This window comes from Vulcanithermus mediatlanticus, assembly GCF_055385885.1.
In genome coordinates, this window is the sequence record NZ_AP042385.1 from 721,426 (window position 1) to 738,216 (window position 16,791).

14 protein-coding genes are annotated in these 16,791 nt (G+C 58.0%); 3 read left to right on the plus strand and 11 right to left on the minus strand.

All coding sequences use genetic code 11. The features are described 5' to 3' along the window. Positions 1-1,065: a M48 family metalloprotease gene (locus ACZ5BT_RS04635; RefSeq protein ID WP_464885766.1), complete on the plus strand. Its 1,065-nt coding sequence runs from the start codon at positions 1-3 to the stop codon at positions 1,063-1,065. A gap of 64 nt (positions 1,066-1,129) precedes the next feature. Here ACZ5BT_RS04635 and ACZ5BT_RS04640 read toward each other — a convergent pair. After that, positions 1,130-2,196, minus strand: a protein-coding gene (locus ACZ5BT_RS04640) for an IS3 family transposase (RefSeq protein ID WP_464885448.1) whose coding sequence is annotated in 2 segments (ribosomal slippage) — positions 1,130-1,962 and positions 1,962-2,196 — 1,068 coding nt in all. Because the reading frame shifts where the segments join, the coding sequence is not laid out codon by codon here. Positions 2,197-2,530: 334 nt separating this feature from the next. Next, positions 2,531-5,002, minus strand: coding sequence for a Wzz/FepE/Etk N-terminal domain-containing protein (locus ACZ5BT_RS04645; protein WP_464885449.1), 2,472 nt, complete (start codon positions 5,000-5,002; stop codon positions 2,531-2,533). Between the two features lie 307 nt (positions 5,003-5,309). Here ACZ5BT_RS04645 and ACZ5BT_RS04650 point away from each other — a divergent pair, with 307 nt between their 5' ends. Both ACZ5BT_RS04650 and ACZ5BT_RS04655 read left to right on the plus strand, forming a co-directional pair. Then, on the plus strand, positions 5,310-5,543 hold the full coding sequence (locus ACZ5BT_RS04650) for an AbrB/MazE/SpoVT family DNA-binding domain-containing protein (RefSeq protein WP_464885450.1): 234 nt from the start codon (positions 5,310-5,312) through the stop codon (positions 5,541-5,543). Between the two features lie 3 nt (positions 5,544-5,546). After that, positions 5,547-5,933 carry a type II toxin-antitoxin system death-on-curing family toxin gene (locus ACZ5BT_RS04655; RefSeq protein WP_464885451.1) on the plus strand — a complete coding sequence of 129 codons (387 nt, stop codon included), beginning with the start codon at positions 5,547-5,549 and terminating at the stop codon, positions 5,931-5,933. A 259-nt stretch (positions 5,934-6,192) separates the two neighbouring features. Here ACZ5BT_RS04655 and ACZ5BT_RS04660 read toward each other — a convergent pair whose 3' ends face one another. Genes ACZ5BT_RS04660 through ACZ5BT_RS04700 form a run of 9 tightly spaced genes read right to left on the minus strand, consistent with a single transcriptional unit; the run spans position 6,193 to position 16,773 of the window. Further along, positions 6,193-8,034, minus strand: a complete 1,842-nt coding sequence (locus ACZ5BT_RS04660) for a polysaccharide biosynthesis protein (protein WP_464885452.1) — start codon at positions 8,032-8,034, stop codon at positions 6,193-6,195. Positions 8,035-8,085: 51 nt separating this feature from the next. Continuing rightward, positions 8,086-9,189, minus strand: coding sequence for a DegT/DnrJ/EryC1/StrS family aminotransferase (locus ACZ5BT_RS04665; protein WP_464885453.1), 1,104 nt, complete (start codon positions 9,187-9,189; stop codon positions 8,086-8,088). Between the two features lie 32 nt (positions 9,190-9,221). Continuing rightward, on the minus strand, positions 9,222-9,887 hold the full coding sequence (locus ACZ5BT_RS04670) for an acetyltransferase (protein WP_464885454.1): 666 nt from the start codon (positions 9,885-9,887) through the stop codon (positions 9,222-9,224). Continuing rightward, positions 9,847-10,473, minus strand: a complete 627-nt coding sequence (locus ACZ5BT_RS04675; RefSeq protein ID WP_464885455.1) for a sugar transferase — start codon at positions 10,471-10,473, stop codon at positions 9,847-9,849. Before ACZ5BT_RS04675 ends, ACZ5BT_RS04670 begins: the two co-directional genes overlap by 41 nt. Continuing rightward, positions 10,439-11,677 carry a glycosyltransferase family 4 protein gene (locus ACZ5BT_RS04680; protein WP_464885456.1) on the minus strand — a complete coding sequence of 413 codons (1,239 nt, stop codon included), beginning with the start codon at positions 11,675-11,677 and terminating at the stop codon, positions 10,439-10,441. The genes ACZ5BT_RS04675 and ACZ5BT_RS04680 overlap by 35 nt, the downstream gene beginning before the upstream one ends. Then, complete coding sequence (gene wecB / locus ACZ5BT_RS04685) at positions 11,674-12,759, minus strand: non-hydrolyzing UDP-N-acetylglucosamine 2-epimerase (RefSeq protein ID WP_464885457.1); 1,086 nt, start codon at positions 12,757-12,759, stop codon at positions 11,674-11,676. Before wecB ends, ACZ5BT_RS04680 begins: the two co-directional genes overlap by 4 nt. After that, the gene (locus tag ACZ5BT_RS04690) at positions 12,756-13,979 is read right to left on the minus strand and encodes a glycosyltransferase (protein WP_464885458.1); all 1,224 of its coding nucleotides are present in this window, start codon (positions 13,977-13,979) and stop codon (positions 12,756-12,758) included. Before ACZ5BT_RS04690 ends, wecB begins: the two co-directional genes overlap by 4 nt. Then, positions 13,976-15,382, minus strand: a complete 1,407-nt coding sequence (locus ACZ5BT_RS04695; protein WP_464885459.1) for an oligosaccharide repeat unit polymerase — start codon at positions 15,380-15,382, stop codon at positions 13,976-13,978. Before ACZ5BT_RS04695 ends, ACZ5BT_RS04690 begins: the two co-directional genes overlap by 4 nt. After that, complete coding sequence (locus ACZ5BT_RS04700) at positions 15,379-16,773, minus strand: oligosaccharide flippase family protein (RefSeq protein WP_464885460.1); 1,395 nt, start codon at positions 16,771-16,773, stop codon at positions 15,379-15,381. Before ACZ5BT_RS04700 ends, ACZ5BT_RS04695 begins: the two co-directional genes overlap by 4 nt. Positions 16,774-16,791: the final 18 nt, after the last annotated feature.

The following is a 16,791-nucleotide window of genomic DNA, read 5'->3' on the forward strand; positions in this document are numbered from 1 at the left end:
GTGGTAAATAGCGGTTTGATCGAAAGCGTTTCAGACATCGAGCTGTTATGGATCTTTGCCCATGAGCTGGGACATATCATGTCAGGGCATATGCTCTATCACACGGCGTCGCGTTACCTGTTAAACGTAGCCGCACGAGTTCCCGTCCTCGGTGACTTACTGGGCGGCATCGTTAGCGAAGCGCTTCTTCTTGCCATGCTAAGGTGGCAGAGGAAGTCTGAGCTGACCGCAGATCGGGTGGCCCACTTAGTGGTCGGCGACCTTTCGGTCGGGATTTCGGTTTTATACAAGCTCTCCGGCGGTTACGCCACACCCGAACCCGGCGGACTCGAAGCTTTCCTGTCCCAAGCTGAGGAATTCACCGACATTGACAAAACGCTTAGTGGCAAAGCTGCATTGCTCTTCTCGGGCGCCGTACTGGCGTCCCACCCCTTCACAGTTGTGAGGGCAAAGGCGCTCCAGGAATGGGATGCAAGCGACGAATATACCTCAGTATGCAATACCTCCATGTATAGCGACGTATCTTTAATATTGAACTCCAAATGCCCGTCATGTGACGCTCCGGCTAGAAACGGCGATCTCTACTGCAGCAGATGCGGGAAAAGGCTCGCTCCACCTTATTTGGCTAACTCCTCAAGGATTGCCCAAACACGAGGTGGCACGAACCAACGCAGCGAATTACCCGGAGCATTGGGCAAACGAGTCAATGGACTTCTCGATAGCAACGAATTTATTGAGTTCGAAATTGTAGCTAACACTGGCATTGGCGTTGTTATCACAAATCACAGGATATTCGTGGTAAGAGCCGGGCGGATCGCAACCGGGGACTTGAGGGGTGTGGCCGAGGATATCTATGATCGGACCACCAACGTGGCCATTTACCAAGACCAAAATCGGTTTTTGCTTGTCCTCAACCACGTACCCAGCAACCTAGAGCTCAAAGCATTTGCGAAGTTGAATGCCAACCAACTCAGAGAACTGGCTCCAAACGTGATCCCTTTGCTCGATGCAAAAACCGCAAAAACATTATCCAACACATTTTCGGTCAACATTACGCATCTCTAAGAGGAAGAAGTGTTACCAGTTTTTCAGTATCGAGAGACGGGGAGTCGCCTGCTGTACTGCCCCCCTATTTTTGGACCACTTTCCGCCCGATTTCGGTCAGTCCCCCGCCCCCCTTTAAGAATTTCTCCGCGAACGCCTCCGGCGTCAGATACCCCAGGGCCGAATGCGGCCGCCTGCGGTTGTAAACATCCAGAACGAACGCCTCAATGGAGGCCCGGGCCTCGGCGAGCGATCCGTACTCCCTGAGGTCCACCCATTCCTCCTTTACGGTGCGGATCAGCCGCGCCACGTACCGCCGGGACGTGTACTGCACCCCCTGGTCTGAATGGTGAATCTCCGGCCTGCCTCCTTCCAGGGCCATGTCCAAAGCAGAAAGGGTCAGGTGTTCGGTGATCCTGGGCCCGAGGGCGAACCCCACCACCCTCCGGGTCAAAAGGTCCATGACCAGCGCCAGGTAAGCAAAGCCCTCGCCCGTGCGCACGTAGCTCAGGTCGGCCACCCACACCTGGTTCACTCGGGTGAGGCGAAACCCCTTCAGCCGGTTGGGAATCCCGGCTTCCCCCAGGCTCAGGGTAGTCCTTGGCTTTGCAACCTGCCTGGGAACCAGCAGACCCTCCTGGCGCATCAGAGAGCGCACCTTCTTGTCGCCCACCGAAAACCCCTCTCCCCGGAGCAGGACCCCGAGCCGGCGGTACCCGTACCGGGGCCAGGCCCGGGCCAAGGCTTTAAGGCGCTCCCGTAAGGGCTCATCCTCCCTGGCCTTGGGGCGGTAATACAGGCTGCTCCGGGGAACGTCCAGGACCCGGGCCAAAAGGCGCAGGGGGTAGCGACCCCTGAGGGCGTTCACCAGGCCCCGCCTTTCCTTTGCCGGTAGATGCTGGAGGCTTTTTTTAAGACCTCCAGCTCCAGGGCCATCTGCCCGACCAGCCGCTCAAGCTCGTGGATACGGGCCTCTTGTTCTTTACAGGTCGAGCCGAAGACCAGGTGGGCATCGTCCAGGAACTTCCTCTGCCATCGGTAGTAGACGGACTCCGAGACCCCGTATGTCCGGCAGGCGTCCGTCACCGTCCGCTGGCCGGTGAGCACCTCAAGGACGATCCTGGCTTTCTCCTTTGCCGTCCATTTGCCCATGTTCGCTCCCCCGCAGATTACCCGAAGACCCTCTCTTGCCGGGTGGTCCAAATTTGGGGGAGCACTTCACCGCGAAATGGCCAACGGTCCGGTTCAGGGAAACAACCCCCCCCTCCTAACCTCCCCCAAGGGGGAGGCAGACAAAGAGTTGCCGAACCTCCTTTGAACATGCCGAGCATCCGGAACAATCAAATCCCCAATATCTTTCTCCCTCCCCTTGGGGAGGGCTGGGGTGGGGGCTTACGACCGCAAAACGGCCAGCGGCTTCAAAAGCCCTTGCAAAGAGAAAGCTGCGGCCATTTGCCCGCCGAGCTTTCAAAACAGGCCGCCCCGCCTAGCTCCCCCCACCCGCGGCCTTGGGCGGGGCTTCGGGCTCGAGGGCCGCGCGGATAAACGCCCAGAAGATAGCGAGGAAAAATCCCAGAATCACGGCCAGAACTAGCATCATCCCCCGCTTGGGCGCCACCTTCTCGAAGATCGGGTAGGCCGGAGCCACCACCTGGGCCAGGGCGTTTTGCGAGCTAGCGAGCTCGATCTGCAAATCGGTCTGCTTTTGAGCCAGGGCCAGGTAGGTGTTCTTGGCCAGGTCCAGGGCCTGGTCCACCTGGTCCGATTCCACCTGCGCCTTCGCCACCCGGGCCTTGAGCTCGGCGATGCGGGCATCCACCTGGGCGATGCGCTTCATGAGCGCCGCTTTCCGGGCCAATAGCCGGGCCCGCTCGGCCTCGGCATCGATCAGAACCGAACGCAGCCGCTGGTACTCGGGGTTCGGATTGTCAAACACCAGGGTGGGCGCGTCGAGCTGGGCCAGCTGGTCGTAACGGAAGCTCAGCGTCTGGTAGAGCTTTTTCTTGGAGTCGTACTCGAGGCTCACCGACGCCTTTTCCTGCTCCTGGGCGGCGATTTTCCCCTGCAGGTCCGCGATTCGCTGCTGGTAGACCGCGATATTTCGCTCAAGCGCCGCCTTCTCGGCCACAAGCCCGGCGATCTTGCTCTGCGCCGCCACGACCTTGTCCCGGAAGGCCAGCACGTCGGGGTTGACCTCCCGCAGCGTCTTGCTGTCCACCGCCTGGCTCGAAAGCGTCAGGATGTTCTGGTAGTAGCGGTAGACGGCGTTGTACTGGTCGCGCGCCACCTCGAGCTCGGCGAGCACCCGGGCCTTTTCCAGTTCCAGGCTGGTGATCTCATCTTTCAGGCGGTCGATCTCGGCCTGCAGCCGGCCAGCCTCTTCCCGCAGCGCCGCGGCTTCCTTATCCAGGGCCACGAGATCGGCCCGCAACCCGAGCACCTTGCCCAGAACATCGAGATGGGTGGGGTTGAGCACCTGGTTCTTGAGTTTGAGGCCCACCAGCGCCTCGAGCCCCCCCGCCTTGAGCGCGGCGGCGAGGGCCACGGGATCGGCCGCCACTTCCCGCTCCAGCGTGAGCAGCTGCGGCTCTTTTGCCAGCAGGTCCTCGAGGGCCCGGAGCCGGGCCGCCTTGATCGAGCGTTCGCTGGCCAGCGTCTCCAGGCGGAGGGCGACCTTGCTGGCCTCGGCGTTGAAGTCGCGCAGCTTGGACTGGAGCAGGGCCAGGGCGTTGCGCTTTTGGAAGGCCCGGTAGTTCGCCTCCGACTGCTTGTAGCGATCGTCGGCCCGGGCCAGCCGGTCCGCGAGGAGCTTTTTCGCCTCGGAGACCTTCATCCCAGCCACGAGCTTATCCAGGCTCAACCCTGGCGTCTGCCCGCGGTATTCGGCCAGACGCGCCTGGGCATATTCGAGGCGCCGCCGCTCGGTTGCGAGCTCTTTATCGATCGTCAGGATGCGGGCCTGGGCGGAAGCGTAGCCCTTGGTGTACGCGGCGAGCTCGGCCTGCCACTCGGGGATCCGCTCCCGCCTTTTGAAGGCCTCGAGGGCCTTGGCCGCTTGGAGGAAGGCCGCCCTCGCCTTTTCCGTCTCTTCCTTCAAACGGGCCTTGGCGGGATCGAGCCGCAAGTTCATGATCGCGATCTGGGCCGGGCTGGTGTCGACGGGAATGATCTCCGCCTGCTTTTTCACCTCGGCGGTGAGGGTTTCGATGCGCCCCTCGACCGCCGCCAGGTCGCGTTCCAGGGTCGAGAGCTCTTTATCCAGCGCCACCCGCTCCTGGGTTTTCGCGTTCAGCTCGGCCCGGTCCTGGGCCAGGGTGGTGGTACGGTTGAAGGCCTCCCAGCGAGCCTGGGCCTCGCGGTAGGCCTTCTCCGCCGGGCCGATCTGGGCATCGAGCGCCGCCAGGCTGGCCTTGAGGCGCCGCTGCGGGATCTCGTTGACCCGCCGGATCGTGGCCTTTGCCCAGAGGTTCGCCGCCCTGGCCGCGATCTCCGGGCTCTCGGCGGTGACCGTCATGGCGGCCACCAGCGGCGGAATCTGCCCCTGGGGCACCGCGGTCTGGCGTCCGCTTTGGTCCTTTACCTTGAAGGCCTTGGACATCCGCTCAAGGCCCCGCAGATTCCCCTGGTCCTCCCAGGCAAAAGGCAGCTGGCCCGCCGACTTCAGGCCGTCCCACACCTCCTGCAGCACGTCCTGGGAAAAGGCAATGGCCCGCAGTCCGTCAAAGGTCAGGATGGGGCTTTGCTGCACCTGGATCCGCCGCTCAAGCTGGGCCTGGACCTGCAGCGGGCTCACGGAGATCGTGGTCGTGGAAGCATACGTCGGCTTGGCGATCAAGAAACCATACACCACCGCCAAGACGCCAAAGGCCACCGGAACGCCTACCAGCAGCCGCCACTGGCGCTTGAGAATATCCACGAGGTCCCTGAGCGTAAGCTCAGCTTCCGAGTATTCCTGCATGATTAGTCACCAGAATACGCGACAAACCACCGCCGCGCCACACCCGCCGCCGTGAACCCGGCAAACATGGACCCGGTATTGCTCTTTCCGCCGGGCGTTTCCAGTGCGGGAGCCAACGCCTGACCACCGCCGGATCACGCCCCGTGCGCTGGCGCCTCTTCGCCCTCCCCTGGGGGAGGGTCGGGGAGGGGGTTTCTGCAGCGAAACGGCCAAGGATGCCGGAACCCGCTTGGGCAGGATTTTTTCAATTGATCACGGCGGCCTTTGGTGATACATTGTATTTACGAGGAACCTCGATACTGGAGGCATGGCCATGATCAAGCGCCTCACAAAACACGGGAACAGCCTGGCCCTCGTCATCGACCGGCCGATTCTAGAGCTGCTCAAGATCGACGCGGACACGCCGCTCGAAATCTCCACCGACGGGCAGGTCCTGATCGTCTCTCCGGTCCGTGACGCCGAACACCAGGAGAAGTTCGAGAAGGCTCTGGAAAAGGTGAACCGGAAATACGGCCGCGCCCTCAAGCGCCTCGCGGAATAATCCATGCCCCCCATTTTCCTGAGTCTCGGCGAGGTGCTGCGCATCCACCGCGACCAGATCGAACGCTACGGCGGTGAGCCTGGTATACGGGACCTCGGCCTCCTGCAATCGGCAATCACCATGCCCGCGGCGGGCTTCGGGGAGCGGTTCCTGGCGGGCGACCTGTTCGAGATGGCCGCGGCCTACCTCTTCCACATCACCAGGAACCACCCGTTCGTGGACGGGAACAAGCGGACCGGGGCGGCCTCTGCGCTGGTTTTCCTCGAACTCAACGACATCGAGATCAACGCCAGCGAGGACGAGCTGGTGGAGATGGTCACCGCAGTGGCCGAAGGCAGGACAGCGAAGGAGGCCATCGCCGATTTCTTCCGCAGGCACGCTCAGAGCTGAAATCCCGGTCAGAATTCGCCCCGCCAGCACGGTACCCCCCAAGGGGTTCTTAATGCGACAAACCAACAAGCTACCAAGCCGCACCAAAAGACGCCCTTTTCCGCCCTCCAGTCGGGAGAGGGATGGGTGGGGGTCTCTGCAGCAAGATGCGCATCGGGTGCCGTAGATGGCCCCCGCCAACACCACCCCAGCAGTAGTTTTCGGTGATGACTGATCGGCCCAGGAGGAAAAAGGACGCCCCTTGCCCACGGTACCTTAGTCAAGCGTCCTGCACCCGGGGCTGATACGTTGGGATGAGCGCTTTCAAGGTGTCGCGAAGCTTTTCAGGGTCACGCGTGGCCGCGGCTTCGAAGAGTTTCTCGAGAAGCGGCTCGAGGACTTCATCGGGTACTCCGCTGTTCCGGGCCACGAAGATTTTCTCGTGCTTCGAGGCCTCGGTTCCCTCTTCCGCAGTAAGCAACTCCTCAAAGAGCTTTTCTCCCGGGCGAACCCCGTTAAACACGATCTCGATGTCAACACCGGGCTCAAGCCCTGACAAACGGATGAGGTCCCGCGCCAGATCGACGATCTTCACCGGCTCTCCCATGTCAAGCACATATACGGCGCCGTTTTGCCCAAGGCCCCCGGCTTGCAAAACGAGCTGAGCTGCCTCCGGAATCGTCATGAAGTAGCGCATCATCTCAGGATGCGTCACGGTCACGGGGCCACCCAAACGAATTTGCTCTTTGAATAAGGGAATCACACTTCCCCGGCTCCCCAAGACGTTACCAAAGCGCACCGACACGAAAACCTGTCCCTCGCGTGCCCTTCGAGCCGCCCATTGCACCAGGTACTCAGCCACCCGCTTCGAAGCGCCCATGACCGAAGTGGGGTTCACGGCTTTATCCGTTGAAATGTTAACGAACCGTTCAACCCCATGTTCTAACGCAAGCTCAACCAAATTCTTTGTACCTCCCACGTTATTCAAGATCGCTTCGTCAGGGTTCAGTTCCATCATTGGAACATGCTTGTGCGCGGCAGCGTGGAAGACGACCTCGGGGCGGTACACCGAGAAAACGTATTGCAGTTTCTCCCGGTCACGGACATCAGCCACGACCGTCCGCCAGGCAAGCTCCGGCCAGTTGCGCTCGATCTCGCGCTCGATCTGGTAAAGACTGTTCTCTCCCCGGCCAAGCAAAATCACACGCCTGGGGCGGAAGCGCGCCACCTGGCGCACAATCTCCGAGCCAATCGAGCCCCCGGCTCCCGTGACCAAAACCACGCGGTTTTCCAAATACCCCGCGATCTCCTCCAGGTTGAGCCGGACGGGCTCTCGGCGGAGGAGGTCCTCAACATCCACCTCCCGGATCTGCGAGATCGAAACTTTACCTGAGAGAATCTCGTATATACCGGGGATGATCCTGTGGCTCACGCCCTCCTTACGAGCAAGCTCCACCACCCGGCGCACCACACGGCCCGGCGCCGAAGGAATGGCGATGAGCACTTCGTCCGCCTGGGCCTTCCGCACTGCGCTGGGCAAGTCCTCAATACCCCCCATCACCGGAAGCCCCCCGAACCGCTGGCGCCTCTTGCTCGGATCGTCGTCGAGGAAACCCACCGGCACCAAGCCCGCCTCGGGGTGCCTGAGCATTTCCCGGGCAATTATCGTCCCCGCCTCGCCCGCCCCGACGATCAGTACGCGCCGAGCCTGCTGATTTTTCTTCGCTTCTACAGCCCGGCTCTGTTCATGAAGCAACCGGCGGAAAAGCCTCACCCCTCCAAGCAGGAGAAGCGAAAGCCCACCTTCGATCAGGGGCACGCTGCGGGGAAGAGGCTGGTGGGGGTAAATGAAGAAACTGACCGCGGAAAGAACAACCAGGCCCAGCCCAACAGCTTGAACAAGCGAGTAGAGATCTCTTACCCCAATTCTCTGCCAAGACTGTCGGTAAAGCCCAAAGGCAAAGACGAGCAGCGCTTTCACCGGCAGGCCGAGGAGGGTGTATGCAATCAGGGCTTCACGGTATTGGGGCCAAGGGCTTTCGAGTCGTAGCCAAAAGGCCAGGGGCGCAGCGAGCCCCCACAAGAACAAGTCAAGCGCATACTTCACTAGTATCCGGCCCATGCCTAGATCCAACCCTACACCCTTAAGGCGCAAAGGGCCGTGAGAAATAACCTACGCCGAAACGCGCTGCACAGCCTGATGCAAAGCCTCAACCACTCGCTCTACCTGGTCCTCGGTCAGGTTGTTATGGAAGGGCAGGGCAATGGTTCGCCGGGCGATCGACTCGGTCAAGGGGAGCATCCCCGGCCCTGTTCCCAGGATTTTGCGAATGTAGGGCTGCAGGTGAACCGGCGCAAAGTAGCCCCGGGAGGGCACCCCCAAAGCTTCCATTTCCCGCATCACCGGGTCGCGCTCTAACCCTTCGGCAAGCGTCACCACGTAAACGAACCAACTCATGCGCACGTGGGGCTTCACTACTGGCGGACGAACCCATGAAAACCGCTGTAGCCTTTCGGTGTACATCTGTGCAGCTCGCTCGCGCTTTGTCAAGAAGGTCTCAATCCGGCGAAGCTGCGAAACCCCCAGAGCGGCAGACATCTCGTCCATGCGGTAGTTGTAGCCCAGGCGCTCGTGCTCGAGCCACGCCCCCATCTCTCCCCGGCCCTGGTTTCGCATGGAACGGGCCAAGCGGGCAATTTGGTCGCTGTTGGTGACGATGATCCCGCCCTCCCCTGTCGTCATCTGCTTGTTGGGGTAAAAGGCAAAGGCGGCCGCATCCCCAAACTGCCCGATCTTGCGCCCCTTGTACTCCGCCCCCAGGGCCTCGCAGGAGTCATCAATCACTCGAAGGCCGTACTCGTCCGCAATGCGGAGAATCTCGTCCCACTCTGCCGGGTGACCGAAGATGTCCACGGCCATAATGGCCTTTGTTTGAGGTGTGATTTTGCGTTCGAGGTCTTCAGGATCCAAGTTATAGGTCTCGGGTTCAATATCAACGAAAACAGGTGTGACGCGTTCGTAGAGAAGGGCGTTAACGCTTGCTGCAAAAGTGAAGGAGGGCACCAGCACCTCATCCCCAGGCCCCAGGCCCAGGGCGCGCACGATGAGGTGGAGCGCCGCAGTCCCCGAGCTCACGGCAACCGCATGCTTCACCCCTACGTACTCTGCCATAAGCTGCTCGAACTCCACCGTTTGAGGACCAAGAGCCAAGCGGCTGGAGCGAAGAACCTCCAACACTGCCTGAACATCGGCTTCGTCTAGGTCCGGAGAAGACATGGGGATGGGCTCCCGTACGATCCGCGTACCGCTCATTTCGCTTTCCTTTCCCTAATCACCTTGGCAGGAACCCCTACTGCTGTAACATGGGACGGCAGGTCCCGCACGACAACCGCGCCAGCCCCTACAACAGTCCAACGGCCTATGCGAATATTGGGCCCAACCGAGCCGCCAATCCCCACCATGGTCCCCTCTCCAACCTCGACCCCACCAGCGAGATGCACGCCCGGAGCCAAGTGAACGTAACTTTCAATCCTGCAATCATGGTCCACTGTCGCACCCGTATTAACGATACAGTGCCCTCCAAGCACCGTCCCAGGCTGGATCACCGCACCCGCAAAGACCACCGTACCCGGCCCGAGTTGGGCACTTGGATGCACGTAGGACCTTGGGTGAATTACAACCTCCCACTCTAGACCCCTTAGCGTTTCGGCAAGGGCTTTCCGGCGGGCATTATCCCCTATCCCTATTACGAAGCTTCCCTTCTCAGCGAATTCCTTGGCCGCTTCAACAGGCCCCAAAACCGGAACCCCTAATACCCGGTGACCCCATTTTTGGGAATCGTCGTCAAAAGCACCGGACACAGTAAAACCCGCCGCCTGGAGGGTGCTAATCACCACTTTTGCGTGCCCCCCAGCTCCGATTACATAGACGTTTTTAGGACTCATCCCGACCCCGGAACTCCGGCATGGTGGCATGGCGCCCGTGACTTATCCCTTCCCGCCGCAGCACCTTTATTAGGGTAAGCCCCAGGATCTTTAGGTCAAGCCAAAGGCTCCAATGATCCACATACCATACGTCCAACTTAAACTTCTCTTCCCACGTGAGGGCATTCCGCCCGTTTACCTGGGCCCAGCCGGTGATGCCCGGCTTCACCTCATGCCGCCGGAACTGTTCCGGAGTGTACCGGTCCAGATACTCCATCAAAAGCGGCCGAGGCCCCACGAGGCTCATATCCCCCTTTAACACGTTGAATAGTTCAGGCAGTTCATCAAGGCTCGTGCTCCGAAGAAAGCGTCCCAAGGGCGTGAGCCGCTTCTCATCAGGCAGGAGGTTCCCTTGCTCGTCCCGCAGATCGAGCATGGTGCGGAACTTGTACATTACGAAGGGCTTTCCATGGAGACCTGGGCGCACTTGGCGGAAGAGAATTGGAGGGCCCATCGTGAAGCGAATGAGGAGGGCGATGAAGGCCATAAGAGGCGAAAGCAGAAGGAGCCCTATCGAAGCCCCCACCAGGTCCAAGACTCGCTTAAGCACGGATGAGCGCCCGAGCCTGCGCCACATCCTGGAGCACCTCCTCTAGCTTATCGACGAGTCGATTGAATGCATGGTGCTCTTCCACGTATCGCCGTCCTCTGAGGCCCATGGCCCAACGCTCCTCTCGGGGCATCGCGGCAAGGCGTTTGATCGCCTTGGCCAAAGCAATCGGGTCACCTGCTGGAACAGTAAAACCCGCCTTGGCTTCTTCCACCGGGTTAAACCTTGTGCTAACGGAGAAAACAATCGGGCGGGCGGAAGCCATGAAATCGAAAAGCTTGTTTGGGCTCACTCCCCAACGGAAAAGGGAAGACTCCATCAAAATCATCAAGAAAGCATCAGCCTGTTGGAGCAGGCGGTAGACTTCGCGCTTGGGTACGGGGTCTTCAAAAACAACACTGGTCAGTCTAAGCCCACTAGCACGCTCCATAAGAGAGGGTTTCTCCGGGCCGTCTCCAACCAACCTGAAGCGGACCTTCTCTCCCCACCCCTCTTGCTCCAGATGATGGGCCACCTCTAACACCGTATGGAGCCCGTTCGCAAGCCCATGAGCACCTGCATACATGAGTGTAAAGACTTCATCCTCATCTGGTGGCTGTGGGGGAGGTACCAGCTCGAGGTCAATCCCGTTGGGAATCCATACGACCCGGGATGGGTCCCCTCCTTTATCCTTAATGTGCTCCCCTGCCCCAGGTAGAAGGGTGATAATGCGAGTCGCCTTACGGTACAGGTAGCGCTCGATTTTCTCCAGGAGAAGGATAAAGGGGTGGCGAGCGGAAAAGCTACCTAAATCGATGAGAGTCTGAGGCCAAAGGTCACGCACCTCAAGCACGAAAGGTGCGCGGAAACGCGCGGCCAGACGTTCGGCGGCCAGAGCCGCAAAAAGGTGCGGGCTCGAGCCAATCACCACGTCTGGCCTTCCCACAAGAGCTTCGCCAGCGATGCGCCAAACGCGGTAGGCAAAAACGGCCATGTTCCAGACCCGGGCCACCGAATTTCCCGCATAGGGGGGGGTGCGCAGCCAAAGGAAGGGGACATCTTCAACAACCTCTAGCTTAAAGAGTTCTCCTGGAGCTAAGTGCTCTTCCCTACGGGTAGCGTGGTCGAAGCTTGAAGCAACAATGGTTACCCGATGGCCACGCCGGATTAATTCCTTAGCTAAAGCATAGTGGCGGGTACCCCCTACTTGCTGGGGCGGAATGGCATAGTGGTTCACAATCCAGATGTTCATGTATCCCCCTGCAAAACGGCCACGATACGCTGCGCAGCCTCACCGCCGCCGTACAGGTCCACTTCCTCGCCGACCGCACCCATACGGGCAAACACGGCTCTACTGACTGCAGCCGCGCTTTTAGGCGGAGCCAAATAATTCCACCCAGACTCCACCAACTCCACCCACTCCGTTTCGTCGCGCATCGTCACGCAGGGAACCCGATAGAAAAAAGCTTCCTTTTGTACGCCTCCCGAATCAGTGGCAATTAAGCGGGCATTTTGCTCTAGCATCACCATGTCCAGATAACCAACAGGAGGGACGAGATGTAGGAAAGCCCGCACGTCACGAAACATTCCTTCCCGCTCGAGCGCTCCCCGAGTACGGGGGTGCAAGGGAAGAACTACCGGTATTTCCCTTGCGACCTCCACTAGGCCGCTCATGATAGCACGAAACCGAACAGGGTCATCGGTATTTTCAGCGCGGTGCACAGTGGCCAAGACGTACCCTTTTGGTTCTAAACCCAGCTGATCAAGAATGCGACTTACGCGCTTGGCTTTTGCCCCGTAGTAAAGGGCAGCATCGTACATCACGTCCCCCACCAGGTGGATACGTTCGTCAGGGATTCCCTCCTGCCGTAAGTTCTGCACCGCCACCTCAGTAGGCGCAAAGAGGAGATCGGAAGCATGGTCGGTCAGTACTCGGTTGATCTCCTCCGGCATCCTGCGGTTGAACGAACGCAACCCGGCCTCCACATGAGCTGTGGGTATGTGAAGTTTGACCGCAGCCAGGACTCCGGCAAGCGTGGAGTTGGTGTCCCCATAGACAAGCACCCAGTCGGGCCTCTCTTCCAACAACACCTGCTCGATAGCCTCCAGCATCCGCCCGGTCTGCGCCCCGTGGGTGCCAGAGCCAACGCCCAGGTGGTAGTCGGGCTCAGGAATCTCCAGCTCTTCAAAGAACACGCGGCTCATATTGCCGTCGTAGTGCTGGCCGGTGTGGACTATAACCTCTCTCACCCCCGGTGTAGCTCGCAACACCCGCGAGACCGCAGCGGCCTTGATGAACTGAGGGCGAGCCCCTACTACCGTTAGCACCTTCATCGCTTCTCTCCACTCTCGGCAAACCACCCAGCCAGACGGCGCACCACTGCGTCGATCGAAAACTCCTGCTCCACACACCTCCTACCTGCGTCCCCCAAAGCCTGGCGCAGGGCCGGATCAGTCGCCAAGCGTGCGATAGCCTCTGCTAGGGCCTTAGGATCCTTGGGGGGAACCAGCAACCCAGCTCCGTCCTTCAGCAACTCAGGAATGCCACCGGTTTCAGTGGCAATTACTGGGATACCGAAAGCCATTGCCTCCATAAGTGATACTGGTATACCCTCATGCAGGCCGCCACCCAGGTCCACGCTTGGCAACACAAACACATCTACTTTGTTCTGCTTATACAGCTCTAAGAGCTTCTCGTGCGGAACATGCCCCAGAAAAACAACCCAATCTGCTATCCCCAAGTGGGCCACCTGCGTTTCCAAAGCCGGCCGCAACTCCCCATCACCAGCTAACAGGAGGCGAACTGCCTTGCCCTCTTTGATTAGATGCGCAATGGCCTGAATAAGATAGGTATGCCCCTTGACAGGGATGAGGTTGGCTGCACACAGCACTGTCAAGAACTCCCTATCTCTGCCCATGGCACTTGCAGCTTTGTCGGTGGCTACACGTCCGGGTAGCCTGATACCCATGTGCAGCACTCTTGCTTTGTCTCCACACACTACCCCTCGCCTTTGGGCCAGCTCTAAGCCACTTTGAGAAATGAAGCGCACAAAAGCAGCATGCCGACACTTTCGGGCCAAAAGGTTGTTTTCCACGATGTCCCATCGATGCGCGGTAAAACTCCAGGGGATGCCAGAAACTTCGCTAGCTACCATAGCCAGGCTGGCAGAGGTGGCCGCCCAGTGCGCATGAATATGATCAGCCCGCCAGTCCAGTGCCAGCTCAGCTAACCACAACCCTTTGCTAAAAACGCTCAGATTCTTTAATAGGTGGACAGGATTAGACGTTCCCAGGAGGGTTAGAGCCCGAAGAGTTCTTTGAGGAAAGCGAATTAATGTCCTTATGGCGCCATGTAGAATAGCCCTGGAAATCAGGGGTTGAATCCTGTAAGGTTCGACCAGTTTTTCGGCACCTTGGTGAATGATCTCCCCTCTTGGGTATGTGGGCACAACGGCGACAGCGTGAGACTGCCGTCTGAGTTCATTGATCTCCGGAAGGATAAAGGATTCCCCAGGTCCATAAGGTAGACTCGAGGTAACATATAGTAGTTTCACGATAATCCTTTCCCCTTGAACGAACGAAGCTTCCTTGCCCTAGCCAGGTGCCAAGGCCGGAAACCTGTAGAAAGCAAAACTCCAATCAAGGCTGGTACTAGGTATCCCGCAGGCAAGCCCACCACTAGGGAGGAAAACTCCCCGCGGATTGCTTGAAAGATAAAGGCTAGCGTGACTGCGTAGAGCAATAAGGCGCCCGGTTCACCTTGCGCACGAGCCTTGTATTCTCGTAAAACGCCTAGAAAAACCCCCCATAGCGACATAACTAAAAATACCCCAGCAATACCGAAGTTCAGATATCCTTCGGACAAAAAGAAAAATGCCCGTCCCTCGTTGAGACCAAACTCATCACCGTAAAAGGTTTTCATATACCAATTAGCCAAAGGCAGCGGGCGCTCCGGGAACACTGCTTTAGGAATATAGTACAGCGGTGCCCTCAGAAAGCTTATGCCCAATAGCGGCTCGACTTCAGTACCTACACTTCGAATCATCTGCGGGAACGTTTCGAAAGGTACCACGAACTCCCCCACGGTAAGAGTGTAGAATGCACTCTGGCCCAGTTTTCCCGATTCTGCAAGATAAACCAGCTGCCCGCTTGTCTTCGATATAAGATGGCCCAAACTTTTATAATCAGAGGAACGTAAAAACCCATAGAGGTTTAGGCCCATAAAGGCCAAAAGTCCTAAGAATAAGATCTCGCGCACACGAAAACGCCTTATCGAATAGTGAACGAATATGAGCGTCGCCAAGAGCATCACGAGTACGCTGCTGCGCTTTCCCATGGCCATCTGGACGAAGACCATGAGTGCCAAAACCACTGCAAACCAGACGATATCGCGCGTTCTGCGGCGTAGCGCGTGTCTGTATAGAAGAAACAAGCTGGCGACGAATCCCCAAGGAAAACCTATCGCCAAGTAGCCGCGGCCAACAAGTTCTGCGCTCGCGCCATAGCCCCGAAGGAGAAGGGCTCCAAAGCCTCCGACAGAAATCGAGAGTAGAACAATTAAAAGCAAAGACAAGCTCAAGAGAAACCAAAAGGCCCAGCGCGATCCTCTTGGATTCCCCTTGGGCGGTAGGGGTATTGTAGCGCAAAGGGCATGAACCAGCACAGAACGATATACGATTACCAGAATTACCAACCCTAGAGCCGAGAGCAAAACCGCCTGGGGAAGGTAGGGGTAAAGCTCATTGAGATAGGGCGTTACATTTCCTTCTACACTGTCGGTGATGTAAGCGCGCACCGGTAAAGGCAAAACATAAAGAGAATAAAAGGTGACAAAAAGCACTATAGGCTCAAAAAAATCCGCTTTCATTAGAAGAGCTTCATATAGCAGCACCAAAATCGCAGCACCAATAAACACTAATATGGAAAGGAGTAGGAGTGGATCACCCGGTCCGCTCATGACTCCTCCCCCTCAATAGCGAACAGCTTTAATCTCTTTACCCATCTATAGAATCCCCAACCAGCTACTGCCACAGCCGCACCAAATCCCCACAAACCCAGCAGTTTCATAGCCATCCACAACGAAAAGATGTAGATTAGCCCCCCAAGAACTATGGGCATGGCGCTCACAAAAGCGTGACTAAGTGACACGTACCCCGCCTGCAAAAACCAAACCGTAGCCGCCAAAGAAATACCAGTTCCCACAAGCGACATAAACCCAACCATCAAGGAATCCGACTGTAATCGCCATCCCAACCATAGGGCCATACCGCGGCTAAGCAGTTCAATCGACGCGAAAGCTAAGCTGGCACCCTGCCATTCACGGATAGCCAATAAATTACTCAGTGGACTCGATACTAGCCACAGCATGTACCAGGGTGCCAAAATCTGCGCGTAAAACCCGGCTTGCTTCCAGGCCCCTCCAAAAACGATTTCGAATACAGAGGCTCCCCCTACAATTATTATCCCGAACACGGCAATCCCGAAGGCCAAAAGCCCCAGGGCTGTTCTCACAGTAAATTCTGCTAGCTTGTCGGGATTGCTTTTTAGCTGCGCCGCCTTCGAAAAAAACACTTGTCCCACCGCCTGGCCTATTAACATGGATGGGAGCCCCAAAGATCGGTAAGCTAAAGCAAAAAATCCTGTCACTTCATTTCCGAAAAGGCTTGGGAGGAAAATGAATGGGAGTTGCCGACTAAGCACGTTAAGGAAGGCCGCCCCTGTACTGAAAAGCGGAAACCTCACATACCTCGTAGCAACGCGGAAAATATTTCCAACATCAAACAATTCTCGAGCCGGGACTCCCCTAAGCAGGGTAAGCAAGCCCCAGCTACCGCTCGCCCGCCCGACTATATCCCCAATCAGTAGCCCAGCGGATCCCGCCCCAGCCATTCCTAATACTAACTGAGTCACCACCATTCCTAAGCCCTGACTCAGGCGAGTTCGAGCAATCGGGCTAAAAGCTTGCTCGCGTAGAGCCCAGTAGTTGAGGGCTTGATATAAACCTGCTCCTATAAGCCCCAAAGGAAGGAGCCAAAGGTACAAAGCTACTGGACCCAAGGCTTGCCTTAGCAGGCCGTCCAAGGCCCAGAGCAAAAGTGTGATTATCGCAGTAATAGTGACAACTAACCCCAAAGAGAGGCCAAGCAAAGCTAAGGCCTCATACCGTTGTTTGGGCAGGGGAATTGCTTGTTCGTATCTAAGACTTAACACAACTAGAAGTACAGATATGAACGAGGAAAAGGTTGCAAGTATGCCAAAGTCAAATGGAGTATAAATACGCGTCAAGAGAGGGGAAAAGAGCACAACGATACCCTGCCCAAAGGCCGTGCCTCCCGCTAGCAGCGCCACGTGACGAGAGTAGGCGCC

Bases quoted from the DNA above. Each gene is read 5' to 3' on its own strand.
- ACZ5BT_RS04645 (WP_464885449.1), bottom strand. From the start codon at position 5,002: ATGCAGGAATACTCGGAAGCTGAGCTTACGCTCAGGGACCTCGTGGAT.
- ACZ5BT_RS04650 (WP_464885450.1), top strand. From the start codon at position 5,310: ATGGCCATGATCAAGCGCCTCACAAAACACGGGAACAGCCTGGCCCTC.
- ACZ5BT_RS04655 (WP_464885451.1), top strand. From the start codon at position 5,547: ATGCCCCCCATTTTCCTGAGTCTCGGCGAGGTGCTGCGCATCCACCGC.
- ACZ5BT_RS04660 (WP_464885452.1), bottom strand. From the start codon at position 8,034: ATGGGCCGGATACTAGTGAAGTATGCGCTTGACTTGTTCTTGTGGGGG.
- ACZ5BT_RS04665 (WP_464885453.1), bottom strand. From the start codon at position 9,189: ATGTCTTCTCCGGACCTAGACGAAGCCGATGTTCAGGCAGTGTTGGAG.
- ACZ5BT_RS04670 (WP_464885454.1), bottom strand. From the start codon at position 9,887: ATGCCACCATGCCGGAGTTCCGGGGTCGGGATGAGTCCTAAAAACGTC.
- ACZ5BT_RS04675 (WP_464885455.1), bottom strand. From the start codon at position 10,473: ATGTGGCGCAGGCTCGGGCGCTCATCCGTGCTTAAGCGAGTCTTGGAC.
- ACZ5BT_RS04680 (WP_464885456.1), bottom strand. From the start codon at position 11,677: ATGAACATCTGGATTGTGAACCACTATGCCATTCCGCCCCAGCAAGTA.
- wecB (WP_464885457.1), bottom strand. From the start codon at position 12,759: ATGAAGGTGCTAACGGTAGTAGGGGCTCGCCCTCAGTTCATCAAGGCC.
- ACZ5BT_RS04695 (WP_464885459.1), bottom strand. From the start codon at position 15,382: ATGAGCGGACCGGGTGATCCACTCCTACTCCTTTCCATATTAGTGTTT.